Genomic DNA, 18097 nt, shown 5'->3' on the forward strand with positions numbered 1-18097 from the left:
TCAACAAGCAGGCGCAGATCATCGACCAGCATGGCGATGAAAGTTAACATCGCCGCGTCCCGTTTACAACCGGTTTGCGCCAAAAACAAAATGCCGTTCAGTCGCTTAACTGAACGGCATTACGGCCGAAGCCCCGTTTTGCCGTCACCTAAGTGACGAAAAGCGCGAAGTAAGCCGCGATCAGACCGAGAACGACGAACCGCAACCACAAGTGGTCGTGGCATTCGGGTTCTTGATCACGAACTGAGCACCGTTGATGTCGTCCTTATAGTCGATCTCAGCACCCACCAGGTACTGGTAGCTCATCGAGTCGATCAGCAACTGGACGCCGCTCTTGTTCATCACGGTGTCGTCTTCGTTGATTGCTTCATCGAAGGTGAAACCATACTGAAAGCCCGAGCAGCCGCCACCCTGCACGAAAACGCGCAGCTTGAGCTCCGGGTTGCCTTCTTCTTCGATCAGTTCTTTGACCTTGTCAGCCGCTGCGTCAGTAAAGACGAACGGTGCCGGCATCTCGGTCACGGGGGTGTCGGTCACTGCGTCCATGCGAACTCTCCAAAATAGCTTCTAGCCGCTATTGTATTGCTCTTCCCGATATCGTGCCGATGCCCATGAAATCAATAGGTTCTTATGCAGGACGGCTGGCTCGGATCCGAGCGGCGGGATGTGTAAGCCATGTCCCCCGTACGCCCGATGTGGGCCGACTCTGCGCACGAAAGCGAATAAAAGGGGCAGAAATAAAAAAGCCGCCTTCGCATCTGCGTTGGCGGCTTTCTGCAGCAAGCCCTGTCTGAAACAGGGCCAGCCCGAAACGATTAACGCTTCGAGAACTGCTTGCGGCGACGTGCCTTGTGGAAACCAACCTTCTTACGCTCGACTTCACGTGCATCACGCGTCACGAAGCCAGCGTTCGACAGTGCCGGCTTCAGCGTTGCGTCGTAGTCCATCAGCGCACGGGTGATGCCGTGGCGAACTGCGCCTGCCTGACCCGTTTCACCGCCGCCCGATACGTTGACCTTGATGTCGAATGTCGTGCCGTGGTTCGTCAGTTCCAGCGGTTGACGCACGATCATCAGCGACGTTTCACGCGAGAAGTAGTCAGCGATGGGCTTGCCATTGACGACGATGTCGCCCTTGCCAGCCTTGATGAAGACACGAGCAACTGCGCTCTTGCGGCGGCCCGTACCGTAATTCCAGTTACCGATCATGTGGGCTCCCCTTAGATCTCGAGCGCCTTCGGCTGTTGAGCCGAGTGCGGATGCGTTGCGTCTGCGTAGACCTTCAGCTTCTTGATCATCGCGTAGCCCAGCGGGCCCTTCGGCAGCATGCCCTTGACCGCCTTCTCGAGCGCACGGCCCGGGAAGCGTTCTTGCATCTTGCCGAACGTCGTTTCATAGATACCGCCCGGGTAGCCCGAGTGGCGATAGTACTTCTTGTCCGTGGTCTTGTTGCCCGTGACCTTCAGCTTGCCGGCGTTGATAACGATGATGAAATCACCGGTGTCGACGTGCGGAGTGAACTCAGGCTTGTGCTTGCCGCGAAGACGGTGTGCCACTTCGCTGGCGACACGGCCGAGAACCTTATCCGTCGCGTCAATCACAAACCATTCACGCGTCACCTCATGGGCTTTTGCGGAAAACGTCTTCATGATCGATCCAAAAATAAATGCTGCGCCCTGTGTTTTTTTCCTGCTTGTAAGTGCGCATCGAGGCGCGTGCAGGCTCTCCCTGTTCTTCCTCCGCGGGCACGAATGCGGAAAAGCTGATGATTATAAAGGAATTTGCACCGGGGAGTCAAAGGATGCAGGGAATCTGGGAACGACGGACGAAAAAAAGCCCGAACTAGCGGTTCGGGCTTAATCCACCTTAGGAGGAGGGTGGAGGAGACATGCGGAGATTGTCGAACTGCGACAACCAATGAACGGATTATATGACTGTGGCTTGTGCGACGCAAGAACATTTGCAATGCGAAATCCGTTTTCATAATTTGAAATCTCGAAGCCAAACCCGCAATATCCACGACTCCGTTTAAAATCAATGTGTTACTTGATATTTGCGAGTTCCGCACCCACGTGACTATCGGACAACGATCCCCAAATGGTCCGTGCTATCCCCTATGCACGGAACATGCGGCGGCGCAACAAACAACCTCGACCCGGCATAACCTGCCACCGATGTCGCTCCGGGCGAGCCATCACCCGTCGGGCTACAATGCGCTTCTCGAATCTAAGCTTGTGAGCCGGAGTACACGCATGGAATGCAAAGTCAGCTGGATGGGTCAGGACGGCATGGCGTTCGCCGCCGAAACGGGCAGCGGTCACCTCGTCGCGATGGACGGCGCGCCTGAAGGCGGCGGTCGCAATCTGGCGCCGCGTCCGATGGAAATGGTGCTGCTCGGCACAGGCGGCTGCACCGCATACGACGTCGTGATGATCCTGAAGAAGAGTCGCCAGGAAATCACCGGTTGCTCGGTGACGCTGAAGGCCGAGCGCGCAAGCGAAGACCCGAAGGTATTCACCAAGGTCCACTTCCACTTCACGGTGACGGGCAAGAACCTGAATCCGTCGACGGTGGAGCGCGCGATCAATCTGTCGCACGACAAATACTGCTCGGCGTCGATCATGATCGCGAAGACGGCCGAGCTCACGCATTCGTTCGATATCGTCGCGGGCTGATCGCCAGCCCACGCATTAGCGAAGCCGAAAAAGAAAATGCCGGCGTCCCAACGGACGCCGGCATTTGTCATTTGAGAGGCAAAGCAGGCCGATAAGCCGGATTCTGTGCACGCGACGCGCCCGAAAGCGCTTCACGCGTGGCAGCCATTCCTCTAGGCGCGCCATTGCTGACGCGCTCAAGCTTCCTACCCGCAGACGAGACGGGGGCCCCATCCTGCATCGCGAAGATGCGCGCCTGCCTACTTGGAATTGCTCCGGGTGGAGGTTACCGTGCCGGTCTGCGTCGCCGCAGCCGCGGTGCGCTCTTACCGCACCGTTTCACCCTTACCTGATCCCGTCTTGCGACGGGCCATCGGCGGTTTGCTTTCTGTTGCCCTGTTCCGCGTGTCGCCACGGATGGCCGTTAGCCATCACCCTGCCCTGTGGAGTCCGGACTTTCCTCGCCCTCGCCGGCCGAAACCAGCGAGGCCGCGACTGCCTGGCCTGCTTTGCTGGCCGCGATTTTACCATCCGGAACGACGCGGGACCGGCGGCCGCTGCGAAATACGGAACGGTCGGCGTAGAAAGATTCCGTCTCGTTGTCTGCCCACCAGCCGGGAATGCCGAGCACGGGAAGCGGCGCGAACATCCGGCTGCTGAACCCAGCGCCTTCGAGCAGTACGCCGGCGACGGTGTCATCGAGAAAGACGTCGCGGGCAGCCCGTGTCCACGTGAAATACGCCGAAGGCACCTCGACGATCCACGCATGCCCCGTACATGCCTTGTAAGGCGTGACGAGCTTTTCCAGCAACGCATGCCCAAAACAGCGCACTTCGCAGCGCTCGTCCCACGCCCGGCGCTGTTCGACGAACAGCGTCTTCCAGTCGAACGCGCGCAGCGCTGTGCTCAGCGCCGGGTCTGAGCAAGCGAACAGCACGGCGTTCTCATCGAATACGGTCAGCGCGTCGCGTATGCCGCCGCGCGTCGGACCGATGCCCAGCGCATCCACTACCGCCGAGCCGCGCGCACTCAGCGCCGCCTTGATACGTGGAAATTGAAACCACGTCAGCGCATTGAAGAAATCGTGCAGGTTGTAGCGCGTCGGTACGCAGCCCGTTGCCGCGATATGCGCCTCGTACGCCGTGCCGGGCGGCAGCGCGTCCTGCGGAATGAAGGCAAGCCGCTTTCCGCGTCCCGTCGTGATATGGACGGACGTCGCGTCCGCGTTCATCGCGCGCAGTTGCTCCGCCGCGCCCTGCAGCGCGGCCTGTTGCCAGCGCACGCCGTGCGCCGCCACCGGCGCAAACCACGGCCGCGACCAGTCGATATCCGCGAAACCCGGCGCGGCGCGCTTCAGCACGCCGTCCGGTGAAACTGCACCGACCGACATATCGCCTGCCGGCCCTTAGACGAGCTTCCAGCCGATCGCTTCGCCGCCGCGCAGCGGCACGATGGGCGTATCGCCAGCCTCGACTTCGGCGGGCAGCGTCCACTGTTCGCGGCGCAGCGTCACTTTCTCTTCGCTGCGCGGCAGGCCGTAGAAATCCGCGCCGTGGAAGCTGGCAAAACCTTGCAGTTTGTCGAGCGCGCCCGCCGTGTCGAACGCTTCCGCGTACAGCTCGAGCGCATGCAGCGCCGTGTAGCAGCCCGCGCAGCCGCAAGCGTGTTCCTTCAGGCCCTTCGGATGCGGCGCGCTGTCCGTGCCGAGGAAGAAGCGCGGATTGCCCGACGTCGCCGCCTCGACGAGCGCCACCCGATGCGTTTCCCGCTTCAACACAGGCAGGCAGTAGTAATGCGGACGAATGCCGCCCTGGAAGATCGCGTTGCGGTTGTACAGCAGGTGATGCGCGGTAATCGTCGCGCCGAGCAGTTCGGGCGGCGCGCCCGCGTCGCGGACATAGTCGGCGGCATCTTTGGTCGTGATGTGCTCGAACACGACTTTCAGCGCCGGGAAATCGCGGCGCAGCGGCGTCATTACGCGGTCGATGAACACTTTCTCGCGGTCGAACAGATCGATCGACGAATCCGTCACTTCGCCGTGCACGAGCAGCGGCATGCCGGCTTCCTGCATCATTTCGAGCGTTTTCGCGCACTTGCGGATGTCGGTGACGCCTGCGTCCGAGTTCGTCGTCGCACCCGCCGGGTACAGCTTCACACCATGCACGAAACCGCTCTCGCGTGCCCGGCGGATTTCGTCGGGCGGCGTGTTGTCGGTGAGATACAGCGTCATCAGCGGCTCGAACTTCACGCCGGCGGGAATCGCCGCGACGATGCGCTCGCGATAGGCGCGTGCCATTTCCGTCGTCGTGACGGGCGGCTTCAGGTTCGGCATGATGATCGCGCGGCCGAACTGGCGTGCGGTGTGCGGCAGGACGGCGGCCAGCATCGCGCCGTCGCGGACGTGCAGGTGCCAGTCGTCGGGACGGGCGAGCGTAAGGGTATCGACGGAAGCAGCGGTAGAGGCAGTCATGGCGGGGACTCACGAACGGCACAGACACGGCAAACGCACGACTGACGGCATAACTGACGAGCACTTTCCACAAATGCAGCCAAAACACCCGTCTATTTTGCTTTTTGCCGTTTCTGGCTCGGTGATATGCTTGGAAAATCATCATTGTAACGGGTCGGCCCACGCGGGCTCATACCTCGTTAGAAAGGCTTGTCTTCCGCATCATGTGCCAACTACTCGGAATGAATTGCGCCGCGCCGACGGACGTCACGTTCTCGTTCACCGGCTTCGCGGCGCGCGGCGGCGTCACCGACCACCACTCCGACGGCTGGGGCATCGCCTTCTTCGAAGACAAGGCCTGTCGCCTGTTCATCGACCATCAGTCGTCGGCCACCTCGCCGATCGCCGAGATGGTCAAGCGCTACCCGATCAAGTCGAAAAACACGATTGCGCATATCCGCAAGGCGACGCAAGGACATATCGTGCTCGAAAACTGCCACCCGTTCATGCGGGAGTTGTGGGGGCGGCACTGGATCTTCGCGCACAACGGCGATCTGCAGAACTACAGCCCGGTGCTGTCGGGCGTCTATCAGCCTGTCGGCAGCACGGATAGCGAACTGGCGTTCTGTGCGGTGCTGCAAGGTTTGCGCAAGGCGTTTCCTGGTTCGCAGCCGCCGCTGGACGAACTGTTCGCCGCGCTCGAAACGCTGACGAAGGAAATCACCCAGTTCGGCGTGTTCAATTTCCTGATGTCGAATGGCCAGGCGCTGTTCGCGCATTGCTCGACGCGTCTGCATTACCTCGTGCGCAGCTGGCCGTTTTCGACTGCGCATCTGGTCGACGCGGACGTTTCGATCGACTTCGCCAAGTACACGACCCCCGAAGACCGCGTCGCCGTGATCGCCACGCAGCCGTTGACCGATGACGAAATCTGGACGGCGTTCGAGCCGGGCGACCTGCTGATGTTCCAGCATGGCGAAGTGATCGCGCGGGCCAACGTTCCCGTGCCGCCCGCCGTGCTGGAGAAAGCGCGCAACCCCGCTTGCGACCCCAGCGCATCGGCGAGCATGCTGCCCGCCGCTTCCGTCGCCGATCTCGAATCCGACGACGCGGCAGCGTACGAATCCTGATCGTTTTATCGGCCGATCGGCCGAAATTACGCCGTACACCGCGATGCACGGCGCGGCGTCATGCTTCGCGCTTCTCCACGCCGGCAATATCGGTGCTGGGCGGCTTACCGTGCGCCGTCGGCGTCCCACACAAAAGCTGCCGCAACGCCGGGGGACAACGCCATCCGCCCTCGTGCCGCCCCTTCGCGTCATTCTGCTCAGCGCGTTCGGACCAGCAATTGCACAACCTGGAGCGACAGGTCTCAAGGCTCGCCGCCAGCGCGCTCGCGCTCAATGGATCTGCGTAGTTGACAGCATGAATGTCGAACAGCAGACGTTCTGGCGGCGACGCTTGCCCTTCGACGCCGTCACCCCGCATCAGACGCTCCGCGATCTGAATCGCCTCGGATCGCAACGTTGCCAGAAATCCTTTGGATAACTGATCTCCGAATCCGTGACGTGAAACCCACAACCGCGCCGACTCCTGGAACTGCTCGGACGTCAGCCACTTCCCGTCGAACTGCATTGAAACCAGCTCGTGAACAACCAGGTCGCTCAACAAAAACACTTTCATGGACTATCTCTTTTCGATCGAAACGGATAGCAGCGACGGCAATCCACTCGCGCTCATCACATTTCGCCGACAAGCTTATGCTCGCGGGAGCGTGGATCAAATGAGACGATTCCGATTACCCATTCATAAGTAATAAATACTCCTAATAACTACATAATGAAAATCCGCATCAACCAAGAGAACAGCAAGACAGCTGCAAGATAATTGTCGGGGTGAAAAAAATGCCGCTTCCGAGGAAGCGGCATTTTTGCGATCGAAGCGCGATCTCAGTGGAGGATTTTCGCGAGGAAATCTTTAGCACGATCCGATTTCGGATTGGCAAAGAAGTCTTCCTTGCGGTCGTCCTCGACGATGAGGCCCTTGTCCATGAAGATCACGCGATGCGCAACCTTCTTCGCGAAGCCCATTTCGTGCGTCACGCACATCATGGTCATGCCTTCCTGCGCGAGTTCGACCATCACGTCGAGCACTTCGTTGATCATTTCCGGATCGAGTGCGGAAGTCGGTTCGTCGAACAACATCGCGATGGGGTCCATCGACAGCGCGCGCGCAATCGCCACGCGCTGCTGCTGACCGCCCGACAGTTGCCCCGGATACTTGTCCGCATGCGCGCGCAGGCCGACGCGATCGAGCAGCTTCAGGCCTTTCGCGTTCGCTTCGTCCTTCGAGCGGCCGAGCACCTTGATCTGCGCGAGCGTCAGGTTCTCGGTGATCGACAGATGCGGGAACAGTTCGAAGTGCTGGAACACCATGCCGACCTTCGAGCGCAGCTTCGACAGATTTGTCTTCTTGTCGTTGAGCGACTGGCCGTTGATCACGATGTCGCCCTTCTGGAACGGCTCGAGGCCGTTCACGGTCTTGATGAGCGTCGACTTGCCCGAACCCGACGGGCCGCACACGACGACCACTTCGCCCTTTTTGATTTCCGTCGTGCAGTCGGTCAGCACCTGGAACTGACCGTACCACTTGGACACATTCTTGATAGAGATCATCTTGCGACCTTTTTCTGAAGACTTTTGACAAGGCTCGACGCGACCACGCAGACCACGAAGTAACACGCACCGGCGAACAGTACCATTTCGACGTTCGTACCGTCACGGTCGCCAATATTCGTGGCGGTGCGGAAGAAGTCGGCGAGACTGATCACATAGACGAGCGACGTATCCTGGAAGAGCACGATGGCTTGTGTGAGCAGCAGCGGCACCATTGCGCGGAACGCCTGCGGCAGCACGACGAGGCGCATCGCCTGCGGGTAGCTCATGCCGAGCGCGTACGACGCGTTCACCTGCCCGCGCGGCACGGCCTGAATACCTGCACGGATGATTTCCGAGTAGTACGCGGCTTCGAACAACGAGAACGCGACCATCGCCGAAGCGAGTCGAATGTCGATGTCGGCGGACAGACCCAGCACGTTCTGCAGCACCTGCGGCACGATCAGGAAGAACCACAGCAGCACCATCACCAGCGGGATCGAACGGAACAGCGTCACGTAGAGTTTCGCGAACCACTCCAGCGGCTTGACCCCGGACAGGCGCAACAGCGCGAGCACGGTGCCCCACACGATGCCGATCACGATTGCAAGAATGGTGATCTTGAGCGTGACGATGGCGCCCGTCCACAGCGTTGGCAGTGCGCCCGGAATACCGCTCCAGTCGAAATGATGCATCACTTGCCTCCGATATAGCCAGGCAGCCGGCTCTTGGCTTCGACGATGCGCATCAGCGTCATCACGATCAGGTTGATGAGCAGATACGCGACCGTGACGGCGATGAACGACTCATACGTCTGCGCCGTGTAGTCGACGAGCTGGCGCGCCTGAGCGGACAGATCGAGCAGACCGATGGTCGATGCGACGGCGGAGTTCTTGAAGATGTTCAGGAACTCGGACGTGAGCGGCGGCACGATGATCCGGTAAGCGACGGGCAGCAGCACATAGCGATACGTCTGCCATTGCGTGAAGCCGAGCGCGAGACCCGCGCCACGCTGACCGCGCGGCAGCGCGTTGATGCCCGAGCGCACCTGCTCGCACACGCGTGCGGCCGTGAAGAGCCCGAGACAGATGATCGACGACGAGAAGAACTGCGCGCCGGGCGGCAGTTGCTTGAACCAAGTACCGATCGAAACGGGCAGCAGTTCCGGTATCACCAGATACCAGACGAAGAACTGCACGATCAGCGGAATGTTACGGAAGATGGCGACGTAGACGGTGCCGATCGCCGCGAGCTTTTTGTTCGGGACTGTGCGCAGCACGCCGAACAGCGAACCCACGATCAGCGCGATCACCCACGCGGACAGCGAAACGGTGACCGTCACCCAGAGGCCGGACAGCAGCCAGCCGAGATAGGTGGTCGGCTCGCCGGTGGAAACCGGACTCAGCAGAATGCCCCAGTTCCAGTGGTATGACATGACGAAGACTCCAACAAAAAGAAACGGAAGAAGCGACTGCCCCTTCCGTTCCGTTCAACACGTTGACTGACTAACGGTTGCTCGAGATTTAGTCGATTGCCTTGTCGTTCGGTGCCTTGTACAGCGCCTTCATGTCATCGCTTTCCGGGAAGGCCAGGTTCAGGCCCTTCGGCGGAATCGGGGATTCGAACCACTTCTTGTAGATCTGCGCGGCTTCGCCGGAGGTTTCGACCTTCGCGATCGCATCGTCGACGACCTTCTTGAACTCCGGATCGTTCTTGCGCAGCATGCAGCCGTACGCTTCATGCGATTGCGGCTCGCCGACGATCACGAAATCGCCCGGATTGTTCGACTTCGCGCGCTCGCCTGCAAGCAGTGCGTCGTCCATCATGAATGCAGCGGCACGACCCGTCGACAGCGTCAGGAACGATTCCCCGTGATCCTTCGCGCTGATGATGTTCATGCCCATGTTCTTGTCCTGATTCATCTTGCGCAGCAGGCGCTCGGACGTCGTGCCCGCCGTCGTCACGACCGTCTTGCCCTTCAGGTCGGCCCAGTCCTTGACGCCCGAATCCTTCTTGGTCATCAGGCGCGTGCCGATCACGAAGATCGTGTTCGAGAACGACACTTGCTGCTGACGCTCGGCGTTGTTGGTGGTCGAACCGCATTCGAGGTCGACGGTGCCGTTCTGCACCAGCGGAATACGGTTTTGCGACGTGACCGGGGTCAGCTTGACCTTCAGGTTCGGCATGTTCAGCTTCTGCTTGACGGCATCCACGACCTTCAGCGCGAATTCCTGCGAGTAGCCGATCACGTTCTGCTTGTCATCGTAGTAAGAGAACGGAATCGACGATTCGCGGTGGCCCAGCGAAATAACACCCGTGTCCTTGATCTTCTTCAGCGTGCCGGCGTCCTGCGCTTGCGCGCCTACCGTGAACAATCCCAGAGTCGCGAGAAGCAGCGCAGCTTTTTTAACCTTCATTTGTGATCTCCTTGGCAAGAACCGGCGCCAGTGTATCTCAGTAATTATTCTGAAAGTATGGTTGTTAACCATGTTCCGCGCGCAGTGTTGCATAAAGCCACCAATTTGCGCGGCGGCGGCGCCGGTATTGGCTTACAGCGCCTTCACCGGTCGATGCAAACGTCATCGGTTGCGTCGTTTTTGCCGGTTTCGGCAACCCGGTTCGAGCGACTTCAATTGCAAAAAAGCGGACGGCACCCGAAAGTGCCGTCCGCCCGGTATTCTGCGCGACTTCGTGAAATCGCGCTGGAAAGACGCTGTTGCCCGGCGCCGCGTCATCGACGGGCGCCAGCTTCGCCGCGTATCTGATATACGGCGGCTGCGCGCATGTATCAGGGATACAGGCCGCGCATTTCGCGCGCTTGAAGGATGCGTTTGCAAGCAACGATGAACGCAGCCGTACGCACCGACACCTTCTGCTCGCTCGCCACTTGCCACACGGCTGCAAACGCTTCGCGCATCACGCGTTCGAGGCGCTCGTTGATCTCGTCTTCCGTCCAGAAGAAGCTCGAGAAGTCCTGCACCCACTCGAAGTACGAAACCGTCACGCCACCCGCGTTCGCGACGACGTCGGGGATCACGAGAATGCCCTTGTCGTGCAGGATGTCGTCGGCGGCCGTCGTGGTCGGGCCGTTCGCGCCTTCGACGATGATCTTCGTACGAATCTTGCCCGCGTTCTTCTCGGTGATCTGGTTTTCCAGCGCGGCGGGAATCAGGATGTCCGATTCGATCGTCCAGAAGTCTTCGTTCGCGATCGTGTCTGCTTCAGCGTAGCCGCCTACGCCGCCATGCTTCGCGACGTGTTCGAGCAGTGCGACTGCGTCGATGCCCGATTCCTTGTACAGCGTGCCCGTATGATCCTGCACGGCGACGACCTTCGCGCCCGCTTCCTGATACAGACGCGCCGCGATGCCGCCGACGTTGCCGAAGCCCTGCACGGCGATGCGCGCACCTTCGATATCCATGCCGATACGGCGCGCCGCTTCGCAGCCGACGACGAACACGCCGCGGCCCGTTGCTTCACGACGGCCGAGCGAGCCGCCGAGCGTGATCGGCTTGCCCGTCACGACGCCCGTGGCCGTTTGGCCCTGGTTCATCGAGTACGTGTCCATCATCCACGCCATGATCTGCTCGTTCGTGTTCACGTCCGGCGCAGGGATGTCGGTGTTCGGTCCGATGATGATGCCGATTTCGCTCGTGTAGCGGCGCGTGACGCGCTCGAGTTCGCCGCGCGACAGCGTGCGCGGATCGACGCGGATGCCGCCCTTCGCGCCGCCGTACGGCACGTTCACGGCTGCGTTCTTCACGGACATCCACGCGGACAGCGCCATCACTTCCGACAGCGTCACGTCCTGGTGATACCGCACGCCACCCTTGCCAGGACCGCGCGACACGTTGTGCTGCACGCGATAGCCTTCGAAGTGAGCAACCGTGCCGTTGTCGAGTTCGATGGGCACGTCGACGACGAGAATGCGCTTCGGGCGCTTCAGCGTTTCGAGCCAGCGCGACAGCGAGCCGAGGTACGGCGCGACGCGATCGACCTGACGAAGGTAGTTGCCCCAAGGGCCGAGATCGTCGGCATGAAGGTAGGACGGGATGGACTGCAGATTTGCCGCGGTAGACATGAACGCTCCAGCGTTTTATCGGGTGACGCCATTGTCGAAAAAAAGCCCTGAAAGGGTCCAATGCCGTTTGGTCATCCGATTATGTTTTTCTTGCATAACGCTGCGGAAAGCGCAAATGCATGTCGCGAGGCCGTTATTGGCGAGCCGGGCAATGGACTGTTGTCTACCGCGAAGCTTGCGCGAGTTCGGCGCTCACGACATCCCATAGCGCGCGCACGAGTTGCTGGCGCGCGTCGTCGGCTTGCACGGCGAGCTTGTCGCGATAGAGGCGGATTTCCATCGTCAGCGTGAATTGGCCTTGCGCGACGCCGCGCGTTGCGCGGTCGAGGCGAATCAGCTTCCCCTCCGCGACGGCGTCCTCGACCGCGCTGTGCGGCAGGAACGCGACGCCGTGTCCGGCGAGCGCCATCGCCTTCAGTCCTTCGGCCATGTCCGTTTCATACACGCGATCGAGATACAGGCGTCCCGGCGCCGTCGCGAAGATCACTTCCGTCATGCGGCCCAGATACGCATTCGGCGTGTAGGACAGATACGGCGTCGGCGCCTCGGCGGTGCCCGGCAACGTGTAGCGCGCGCGTCCGCCCTTGCCGGGTGCGGAGAACGGGCTGATCGTTTCGATACCGAGCGTCAGCATGTCGTAGCGCGCGGGATCGAGCGCGACGGGATGACTCGGATGGTGATAGCCCATCACCAGATCGCAACCGCCTTCAACCAGCGACAGCACGGCATCGTGCACGTTCAGCGCACGCAGCCGCGTGTGAATCGAGCCGAGTTGCGCCTCGATGCGCTGCAGCCAGCGCGGGAAATACGTGAGGGACAGCGTATGCGGCACGGCGAATTCGATCGTCGCGGCGGGCGTCGCCGTATGGCCGCGCAGCAGCGTGCGTGCCTCGTGGAACTGCGAGAGCATCGCGAGCGCCTGCTCGTAGAAAACCTGGCCCGCTGCGGTGAGGCGCGTCGGATAGACCGAACGGTCGATCAGTTCCGTGCCGAGCCAGGCTTCGAGCGCCTGGATGCGGCGTGAGAAAGCGGGCTGCGTCACGTGCCGCAATTCCGCCGAGCGGCTGAAGCTGCGCGTTTCCGCCAGCGACACGAAATCTTCGAGCCATTTCAGTTCCATACGGACCTAGCGCTCCCACCAGTAACGGAAAGCCTGCATTCTAGCGGCGCCGCGAAGGCGCACGCGCATCGATGCCGGGGCACGAGGCGGGCCCGATGTCCTAAAGTGGTAAAATTCGCGGTTCTCCCCGCTGATATCCGGCAACCGTATTTTCACCGTTCCTGCCCGCCTCCCATCATGTCCGACACCCGCCCCGACACCCTCTTCGCGCTGACCGCCCTCTCCCCGCTCGACGGCCGTTACGCATCGAAAACCGAAGCTTTGCGCGACTGGCTCTCGGAAGCCGCGTTCATGCGCCATCGCGTGACGGTTGAAATCCACTGGCTGATCGCGCTGTCGCACGCCGGCTTCGCCGAAGTGCCGCGCTTCTCGGAAGCGTCGGAGCAATTCCTGCTGCAGCTCGCCGAGCGCTTCACCGCTCATGACGCCGCGCGCATCAAGGACATCGAGCGCGTGACGAACCACGACGTGAAGGCCGTCGAATACTGGCTGAAGGAATCGGTGAAGGGTCAGCCGGAACTGGAGCGCGCGAGCGAATTCATTCACTTCGCGTGCACGTCCGAGGACATCAACAACACGTCGCACGGTCTGATGCTCGCCGGCGCGCGCGAGCATGTGATCCTGCCCGCGCTGCGCGCCGTGCATCAGCGCCTCGTCGCGATTGCGCACGCGCAGGCCGATCAGCCGATGCTGTCGCGCACGCACGGCCAGCCCGCCAGCCCGACCACACTGGGCAAGGAAATCGCGAACGTCGCCGCGCGTCTTTCGCGTGCGATCGATCGCATCGCGAAGGTCGAACTGCTCGGCAAGATGAACGGTGCCGTCGGCAACTTCAATGCGCATCTGTCGGCGTATCCGGAGTTCGACTGGGAAGCCTTCTCGAAGGAAGTCGTCGAGCAGCGTCTGAAGTTGACGTTCAATCCGTACACGATCCAGATCGAGCCGCACGACTACATGGCCGAACTGTTCGACGCGATCTCGCGCGCGAACACGATCCTGCTCGACCTCGACCGCGACGTGTGGGGTTATATCTCGCTTGGTTACTTCAAGCAGAGAACGAAGGCGGGCGAAATCGGTTCGTCGACGATGCCGCACAAGGTCAACCCGATCGACTTCGAAAATTCGGAAGGCAATCTGGGGCTCGCGAATGCGACGCTGCGGCATCTGGCCGACAAGCTGCCGGTTTCGCGCTGGCAGCGCGATCTAACCGATTCGACGGTGCTGCGGAATATTGGTGTTGCGTTTGGGTATTCGCTGCTGGCATATGACGCGCTCAATCGTGGGCTCGACAAGCTTGAGGTCAATCCTCAACGTCTCAACGACGATCTCGATGCGACGTGGGAAGTTCTGGCTGAGCCGGTGCAAACCGTCATGCGGCGGTATGGGATCGAGAATCCCTACGAGCAACTCAAGGAACTCACGCGCGGCAAGGGCATCACGCGGGAGGCGCTGCAGACTTTCGTCAACGGGCTTGCTATTCCTGCTGACGCTAAAGAGCGGCTTCTTGCGATGACGCCTGGTTCCTATGTCGGCAAGGCTGCCGAGTTGGCTAAGCGGATTAAATAATCGCTTTTGTATTGTCTGCGACGCTGGATGTTGGTGTTGGCTGTCGCTTTCGCTGGCGTCCGCGTTTTGGTGTTGGCTTTCGCTTTCGCTTTCGCTGGCATCCGCGTTTTGGTGTTGGTAGTTCATGCGTTGCCCCTGTGCGGGGCGGCACCTACTTTTCTTTGCAGCGGCAAAGAAAAGTAGGCAAAAGAAAGCCGCTAACACCGCCAATCCTTCTTGTTGCCTGCGGGCCCCCAACCGGTCCCGCACTCCACACGGCAACACATCGTTTTGCGCCCGTTGCCAGCGCCTTGAACAGGCGCATCACCCACTCCAGTCACCCGCAGTGCAGCCAGCGGCAGCGAATCGTCTGCGCCGCCCAGGTGGCAAACTGTGTGTAGGCAATCGCACCGGACACGTTTGCGCTCCTACGACACCGATCCCGCTTTTCAGTCCGGAGTGGTGCACTTCCGTCGAGACAGCCTACACACAGTTTGCCACCTGGGCGGCGGTCGACTTCTGGTAACGCGATCAATGACGCGGGAGTGTGAAGCGGGTGATGCGTGCAGTTAGCACGCTGGCAACGCGCGCAAACAAGCGCGTTGCCCCATGAAGCGTAAGAACTGTTGGGGGCCCGCAGGCAATCACTAGCACTGGCGGTGTTAGCCCGCTTTCTTTGCTTACTTTCTTTGCGGCGGCAAAGAAAGTAAGTGCCGCCCCGCACAGGGGCAACACTAGCGAACCAGAGCCACAACGCGGACGCCAGCGCGGAAACACAACGCGGACGCCAGCAACAACAACAACAGCACCCCAAACAAACCCCAAAGTTAGCGCGCTTCAACCTTAGCAAGCGCTTCATCTACGATTTGCTCCGGCGTCAGCTCGATACTCACCGTAATCGCTTCATCCTCACCCGGCTCTTCCAGCGTATCGAGCTGACTTTGCAACAACGACGGATCGAAGAAATGCCCGGTCCGCGTCTGCAGGCGCTCCTGCAACACCTCCCGCGTGCCCTTGAGATAAACAAAACACACATCGCGATCCCCAGCGCGCAAGATATCGCGATACGAGCGCTTCAACGACGAGCACGTAAAAACAGCCGTCTCGCCCGCCCGCTGCTTTTCTTCGATCGCCGCACGAATCGTCCTGAGCCACGGCCAGCGGTCTTCGTCCGTCAACGGAATGCCGTTGTGCATCTTCTCCTTGTTGGCGGCACTGTGAAACGCGTCGCCATCGGTGAAGCTGCACTTGAGCCGCTCCGCCAGCAATTCCCCTATGCGGGTCTTGCCGGCGCCCGACACGCCCATCGCGATCAAGATCATTTGAAACTCCTTACAGGACCGCCGCCAACGCGAAGGTCAAACCCAAACCCATCAGCGAAATGATGGTTTCGCAGAGCGACCACGTCTTGAACGTCTGCCCCACCGTCATTCCGAAATACTCCTTGATCAGCCAGAAACCGCCGTCGTTGACGTGCGAGAAAATCAGCGAGCCCGAACCCGTCGCCAGCACCAGCAATTCCGGCTTCACCTGCACGCCGCTCGCCGCCGCAACAGGCGCGACGATGCCGCAAGCCGTCGTCATCGCGACCGTCGCCGAACCCGTCGCGAGACGGATCAGCGCCGCCACGAACCAGCCGAACAGCAACGGCGACAGATGCGCCGCCGTCGCCGTCGCGACGATTTCCTTCGAGATGCCGCTGTCCATCAGCACGCGGCCAAAGCCGCCGCCCGCACCGACGATCAGCGTAATACCCGCGATCGGCGCCAGACAGTCGCCGCAAAACTTCTGGATCTGCTCGCGGTTGAAGCCGCGTTTCGCACCGAACGTCCAGAAGCTGACGAGCACCGCGATCAGCAGCGCGACGTCGGAGGTACCGATGAAGCGCAGCAGATCATTCGCCATCGTCTTCGGCGCAAACACGAGATCGGCCCAGCTGCCGACCAGCATCAGGATCACGGGCAGCAGAATCGTGAACAGCGTGATGCCGAAACCCGGCAGCTCGCGCGTGCCCTCTTTATGCTCGGTATCGATGAACTGCGCGGCAAGCGGATTGTTCGCCGACAGCTTGATGTAGCGATGGATCAGCAGCGCGAACAGCGGACCAGCAACGATCGCCGTCGGCACGCCGACGATCAGACCATACGCGATCGTGCGGCCGATATCCGCGTGATACGCCTGCACGGCGAGCAACGCGGCCGGGTGCGGCGGAATCAGGCCGTGCACGACGGACAGACCCGCGACCATCGGCAGACCGATCAGCAGCAGCGACTTGCCCGTGCGCTTCGCGACGTTGAACGCGATCGGAATCAGCAGCACGAAGCCGACTTCGAAGAACACCGGCAAGCCGACGATGATCGCAACGAACATCATCGCCCAGTGAATGTTCTTCTCACCGAACCAGTTGATCAACGTGGTGGCGATGCGCTCTGCGCCGCCCGATTCGGCCATCATCTTGCCGAGCATCGTGCCGAGACCGACGACGATTGCGATGTGACCCAGCGTGTTGCCGTTACCTGTTTCGAACGACTTCACGATCGTCCCCGCCGGCATGCCGACGGCAAGACCCAGCAGCAACGAGACGATGATGAGGACAAGGAACGGATAGACCTTGAAGCGCGTGATCATCAGGATCAGCACCGCAATGGCAATCACGGCGTAGATCAGCAGCATGCTGCCGTGGACAGCTTCCATGAAGCTCCTCCTTTGCTTTGGTTTGTTGGTTCGAATTGCAAAGTGCTGCGGCACCTCGCCCGCTTCCGGATGCTGAAAGCGCCCTCAGAAATGGATGCGCTCGCGGACGCTGAATTTTACTGTTTGTTGACGCATACCGCGCGGGGAATAAACCCGCGCTAAAAATAAAAAACCCCGCCGTTAAAGCCTGTTTCGAGGCTAAAAACGGCGAGGTTTGCGAAGCCCGTTGCGCGCTGCGTCAAAACGCGACGCAGTGCATCAATGCGCCGGTGCAGCCAGTTCGCTGGCGGCGCGCGCGAGGCGCGTGACTTCGTCCCAGTTCTGCGCGGCGAGCGCCGCCTTCGGCGTGAGCCACGAACCGCCGACGCACACGACGTTCGGCAGCGCGAGGAAGCTCGGCGCGCTTTCCGCCGTGATGCCACCCGTCGGACAGAATTTCAGCGACGGGAACGGGCCATGAAACGCCTGCAGCATCGGAATGCCGCCCGCCTGTTGCGCCGGGAAGAACTTGACGATTTCATAGCCGAGTTCAAGCGCAACGATGATGTCGCTCGGCGTCATCACGCCGGGCAGCAGCGGCAGGCCGGCGTCCTGCGCAGCCTTGTGCATGTCTTTCGTCAGACCGGGTGACACGCCGAACTGCGCGCCCGCCTTCTTCGCCTGCTCACAATGCTCGGGCTTCGTGATCGTGCCGACGCCGACGACGATATCTTCGGCAAGCTGGCTCGCGCGCTTGATCGCTTCGATGCCGGCGGGCGTGCGCAGCGTGATTTCCAGCACTTTCACGCCGCCTGCGTGCAGTGCGCGCGACACGTGTTCGCCCTGTTCGACGGTATCGAATGCGAGGACGGGAATCACCGGTCCGAGGCGCACGATTTCGCTGACTGTTTTCGACGTCATC

The 18097-nt window shown here is 60.8% G+C and carries 17 protein-coding genes, 1 other RNA gene and 1 pseudogene; 3 read left to right on the forward strand and 16 right to left on the reverse strand.

Annotated features, from left to right (window positions below):
* Nucleotides 1-180: 180 nt before the first annotated feature.
* The 3 genes from erpA to rplM all read right to left on the reverse strand — a co-directional run bounded on the left by erpA (nt 181) and on the right by rplM (nt 1648).
* On the reverse strand, nt 181-546 hold the full coding sequence (gene erpA / locus G3N95_RS39560; RefSeq protein ID WP_007587442.1) for an iron-sulfur cluster insertion protein ErpA: 366 nt from the start codon (nt 544-546) through the stop codon (nt 181-183).
* Between the two features lie 269 nt (nt 547-815).
* On the reverse strand, nt 816-1208 hold the full coding sequence (gene rpsI, locus G3N95_RS39565; protein WP_012401937.1) for a 30S ribosomal protein S9: 393 nt from the start codon (nt 1206-1208) through the stop codon (nt 816-818).
* A gap of 11 nt (nt 1209-1219) precedes the next feature.
* Nucleotides 1220-1648: a 50S ribosomal protein L13 gene (rplM, locus tag G3N95_RS39570; protein ID WP_028371847.1), complete on the reverse strand. Its 429-nt coding sequence runs from the start codon at nt 1646-1648 to the stop codon at nt 1220-1222.
* Nucleotides 1649-2251: 603 nt separating this feature from the next.
* Here rplM and G3N95_RS39575 point away from each other — a divergent pair.
* On the forward strand, nt 2252-2674 hold the full coding sequence (locus G3N95_RS39575) for an OsmC family protein (RefSeq protein WP_205975507.1): 423 nt from the start codon (nt 2252-2254) through the stop codon (nt 2672-2674).
* Nucleotides 2675-2750: 76 nt separating this feature from the next.
* Here the strand turns inward: G3N95_RS39575 and rnpB are convergent.
* The 3 genes and pseudogenes from rnpB to pyrC form a co-directional block, all read right to left on the reverse strand.
* Nucleotides 2751-3164, reverse strand: an RNA gene (gene rnpB, locus G3N95_RS39580) — RNase P RNA component class A.
* A 51-nt stretch (nt 3165-3215) separates the two neighbouring features.
* Nucleotides 3216-4043: pseudogene (locus G3N95_RS39585) on the reverse strand (DUF3025 domain-containing protein); the annotation flags it as partial.
* A gap of 15 nt (nt 4044-4058) precedes the next feature.
* Entirely contained in the window at nt 4059-5123 is a 1065-nt protein-coding gene (gene pyrC / locus G3N95_RS39590; protein ID WP_205975508.1) for a dihydroorotase, read from the reverse strand.
* Nucleotides 5124-5326: 203 nt separating this feature from the next.
* Between pyrC and G3N95_RS39595 the strand changes: the two genes are divergently transcribed.
* On the forward strand, nt 5327-6232 hold the full coding sequence (locus G3N95_RS39595) for a class II glutamine amidotransferase (RefSeq protein WP_205975509.1): 906 nt from the start codon (nt 5327-5329) through the stop codon (nt 6230-6232).
* 58 nt (nt 6233-6290) lie between these two features.
* Here the strand turns inward: G3N95_RS39595 and G3N95_RS39600 are convergent, their stop codons facing one another.
* The 7 genes from G3N95_RS39600 to G3N95_RS39630 all read right to left on the reverse strand — a co-directional run bounded on the left by G3N95_RS39600 (nt 6291) and on the right by G3N95_RS39630 (nt 12957).
* Complete coding sequence (locus G3N95_RS39600) at nt 6291-6785, reverse strand: hypothetical protein (RefSeq protein WP_205975510.1); 495 nt, start codon at nt 6783-6785, stop codon at nt 6291-6293.
* A 266-nt stretch (nt 6786-7051) separates the two neighbouring features.
* Complete coding sequence (locus G3N95_RS39605) at nt 7052-7777, reverse strand: amino acid ABC transporter ATP-binding protein (protein ID WP_205975511.1); 726 nt, start codon at nt 7775-7777, stop codon at nt 7052-7054.
* Complete coding sequence (gene gltK / locus G3N95_RS39610) at nt 7774-8451, reverse strand: glutamate/aspartate ABC transporter permease GltK (protein ID WP_205975512.1); 678 nt, start codon at nt 8449-8451, stop codon at nt 7774-7776. Before gltK ends, G3N95_RS39605 begins: the two co-directional genes overlap by 4 nt.
* Nucleotides 8451-9191, reverse strand: a complete 741-nt coding sequence (locus tag G3N95_RS39615; RefSeq protein ID WP_205975513.1) for an amino acid ABC transporter permease — start codon at nt 9189-9191, stop codon at nt 8451-8453. The genes gltK and G3N95_RS39615 overlap by 1 nt, the downstream gene beginning before the upstream one ends.
* Before the next feature lie 88 nt (nt 9192-9279).
* On the reverse strand, nt 9280-10173 hold the full coding sequence (locus G3N95_RS39620; RefSeq protein WP_205975514.1) for a glutamate/aspartate ABC transporter substrate-binding protein: 894 nt from the start codon (nt 10171-10173) through the stop codon (nt 9280-9282).
* 371 nt (nt 10174-10544) lie between these two features.
* Complete coding sequence (locus G3N95_RS39625) at nt 10545-11837, reverse strand: Glu/Leu/Phe/Val dehydrogenase (RefSeq protein WP_205975515.1); 1293 nt, start codon at nt 11835-11837, stop codon at nt 10545-10547.
* Nucleotides 11838-12000: 163 nt separating this feature from the next.
* Nucleotides 12001-12957, reverse strand: a complete 957-nt coding sequence (locus G3N95_RS39630; protein WP_205975516.1) for a LysR family transcriptional regulator — start codon at nt 12955-12957, stop codon at nt 12001-12003.
* Nucleotides 12958-13134: 177 nt separating this feature from the next.
* Between G3N95_RS39630 and purB the strand changes: the two genes are divergently transcribed.
* Entirely contained in the window at nt 13135-14523 is a 1389-nt protein-coding gene (gene purB / locus G3N95_RS39635) for an adenylosuccinate lyase (protein ID WP_205975517.1), read from the forward strand.
* An 806-nt stretch (nt 14524-15329) separates the two neighbouring features.
* On the opposite strand, the gene G3N95_RS39640 is transcribed toward purB, so the two are convergent.
* The 3 genes from G3N95_RS39640 to eda form a co-directional block, all read right to left on the reverse strand.
* The gene (locus G3N95_RS39640) at nt 15330-15824 is read right to left on the reverse strand and encodes a gluconokinase (protein ID WP_205975518.1); all 495 of its coding nucleotides are present in this window, start codon (nt 15822-15824) and stop codon (nt 15330-15332) included.
* Between the two features lie 10 nt (nt 15825-15834).
* Nucleotides 15835-17196 carry a GntP family permease gene (locus tag G3N95_RS39645; RefSeq protein ID WP_205975519.1) on the reverse strand — a complete coding sequence of 454 codons (1362 nt, stop codon included), beginning with the start codon at nt 17194-17196 and terminating at the stop codon, nt 15835-15837.
* Between the two features lie 258 nt (nt 17197-17454).
* A complete protein-coding gene (eda, locus tag G3N95_RS39650) occupies nt 17455-18096 on the reverse strand; it encodes a bifunctional 4-hydroxy-2-oxoglutarate aldolase/2-dehydro-3-deoxy-phosphogluconate aldolase (protein WP_205975520.1) in 642 nt (213 codons plus the stop codon).
* Nucleotide 18097 lies beyond the last annotated feature (1 nt).

This window comes from Paraburkholderia sp. Tr-20389 (assembly GCF_017104565.1).
In the GTDB taxonomy this organism is placed as follows: Bacteria; Pseudomonadota; Gammaproteobacteria; order Burkholderiales; family Burkholderiaceae; genus Paraburkholderia.

Bases quoted from the DNA above. Each gene is read 5' to 3' on its own strand.
- G3N95_RS39595 (WP_205975509.1), top strand. From the start codon at position 5,327: ATGTGCCAACTACTCGGAATGAATTGCGCCGCGCCGACGGACGTCACG.
- G3N95_RS39605 (WP_205975511.1), bottom strand. From the start codon at position 7,777: ATGATCTCTATCAAGAATGTGTCCAAGTGGTACGGTCAGTTCCAGGTG.
- rplM (WP_028371847.1), bottom strand. From the start codon at position 1,648: ATGAAGACGTTTTCCGCAAAAGCCCATGAGGTGACGCGTGAATGGTTT.
- G3N95_RS39615 (WP_205975513.1), bottom strand. From the start codon at position 9,191: ATGTCATACCACTGGAACTGGGGCATTCTGCTGAGTCCGGTTTCCACC.
- G3N95_RS39645 (WP_205975519.1), bottom strand. From the start codon at position 17,196: ATGGAAGCTGTCCACGGCAGCATGCTGCTGATCTACGCCGTGATTGCC.
- purB (WP_205975517.1), top strand. From the start codon at position 13,135: ATGTCCGACACCCGCCCCGACACCCTCTTCGCGCTGACCGCCCTCTCC.
- eda (WP_205975520.1), bottom strand. From the start codon at position 18,096: ATGACGTCGAAAACAGTCAGCGAAATCGTGCGCCTCGGACCGGTGATT.
- G3N95_RS39620 (WP_205975514.1), bottom strand. From the start codon at position 10,173: ATGAAGGTTAAAAAAGCTGCGCTGCTTCTCGCGACTCTGGGATTGTTC.
- G3N95_RS39575 (WP_205975507.1), top strand. From the start codon at position 2,252: ATGGAATGCAAAGTCAGCTGGATGGGTCAGGACGGCATGGCGTTCGCC.
- erpA (WP_007587442.1), bottom strand. From the start codon at position 546: ATGGACGCAGTGACCGACACCCCCGTGACCGAGATGCCGGCACCGTTC.
- G3N95_RS39600 (WP_205975510.1), bottom strand. From the start codon at position 6,785: ATGAAAGTGTTTTTGTTGAGCGACCTGGTTGTTCACGAGCTGGTTTCA.
- pyrC (WP_205975508.1), bottom strand. From the start codon at position 5,123: ATGACTGCCTCTACCGCTGCTTCCGTCGATACCCTTACGCTCGCCCGT.
- G3N95_RS39630 (WP_205975516.1), bottom strand. From the start codon at position 12,957: ATGGAACTGAAATGGCTCGAAGATTTCGTGTCGCTGGCGGAAACGCGC.
- rpsI (WP_012401937.1), bottom strand. From the start codon at position 1,208: ATGATCGGTAACTGGAATTACGGTACGGGCCGCCGCAAGAGCGCAGTT.
- G3N95_RS39640 (WP_205975518.1), bottom strand. From the start codon at position 15,824: ATGATCTTGATCGCGATGGGCGTGTCGGGCGCCGGCAAGACCCGCATA.
- gltK (WP_205975512.1), bottom strand. From the start codon at position 8,451: ATGCATCATTTCGACTGGAGCGGTATTCCGGGCGCACTGCCAACGCTG.
- G3N95_RS39625 (WP_205975515.1), bottom strand. From the start codon at position 11,837: ATGTCTACCGCGGCAAATCTGCAGTCCATCCCGTCCTACCTTCATGCC.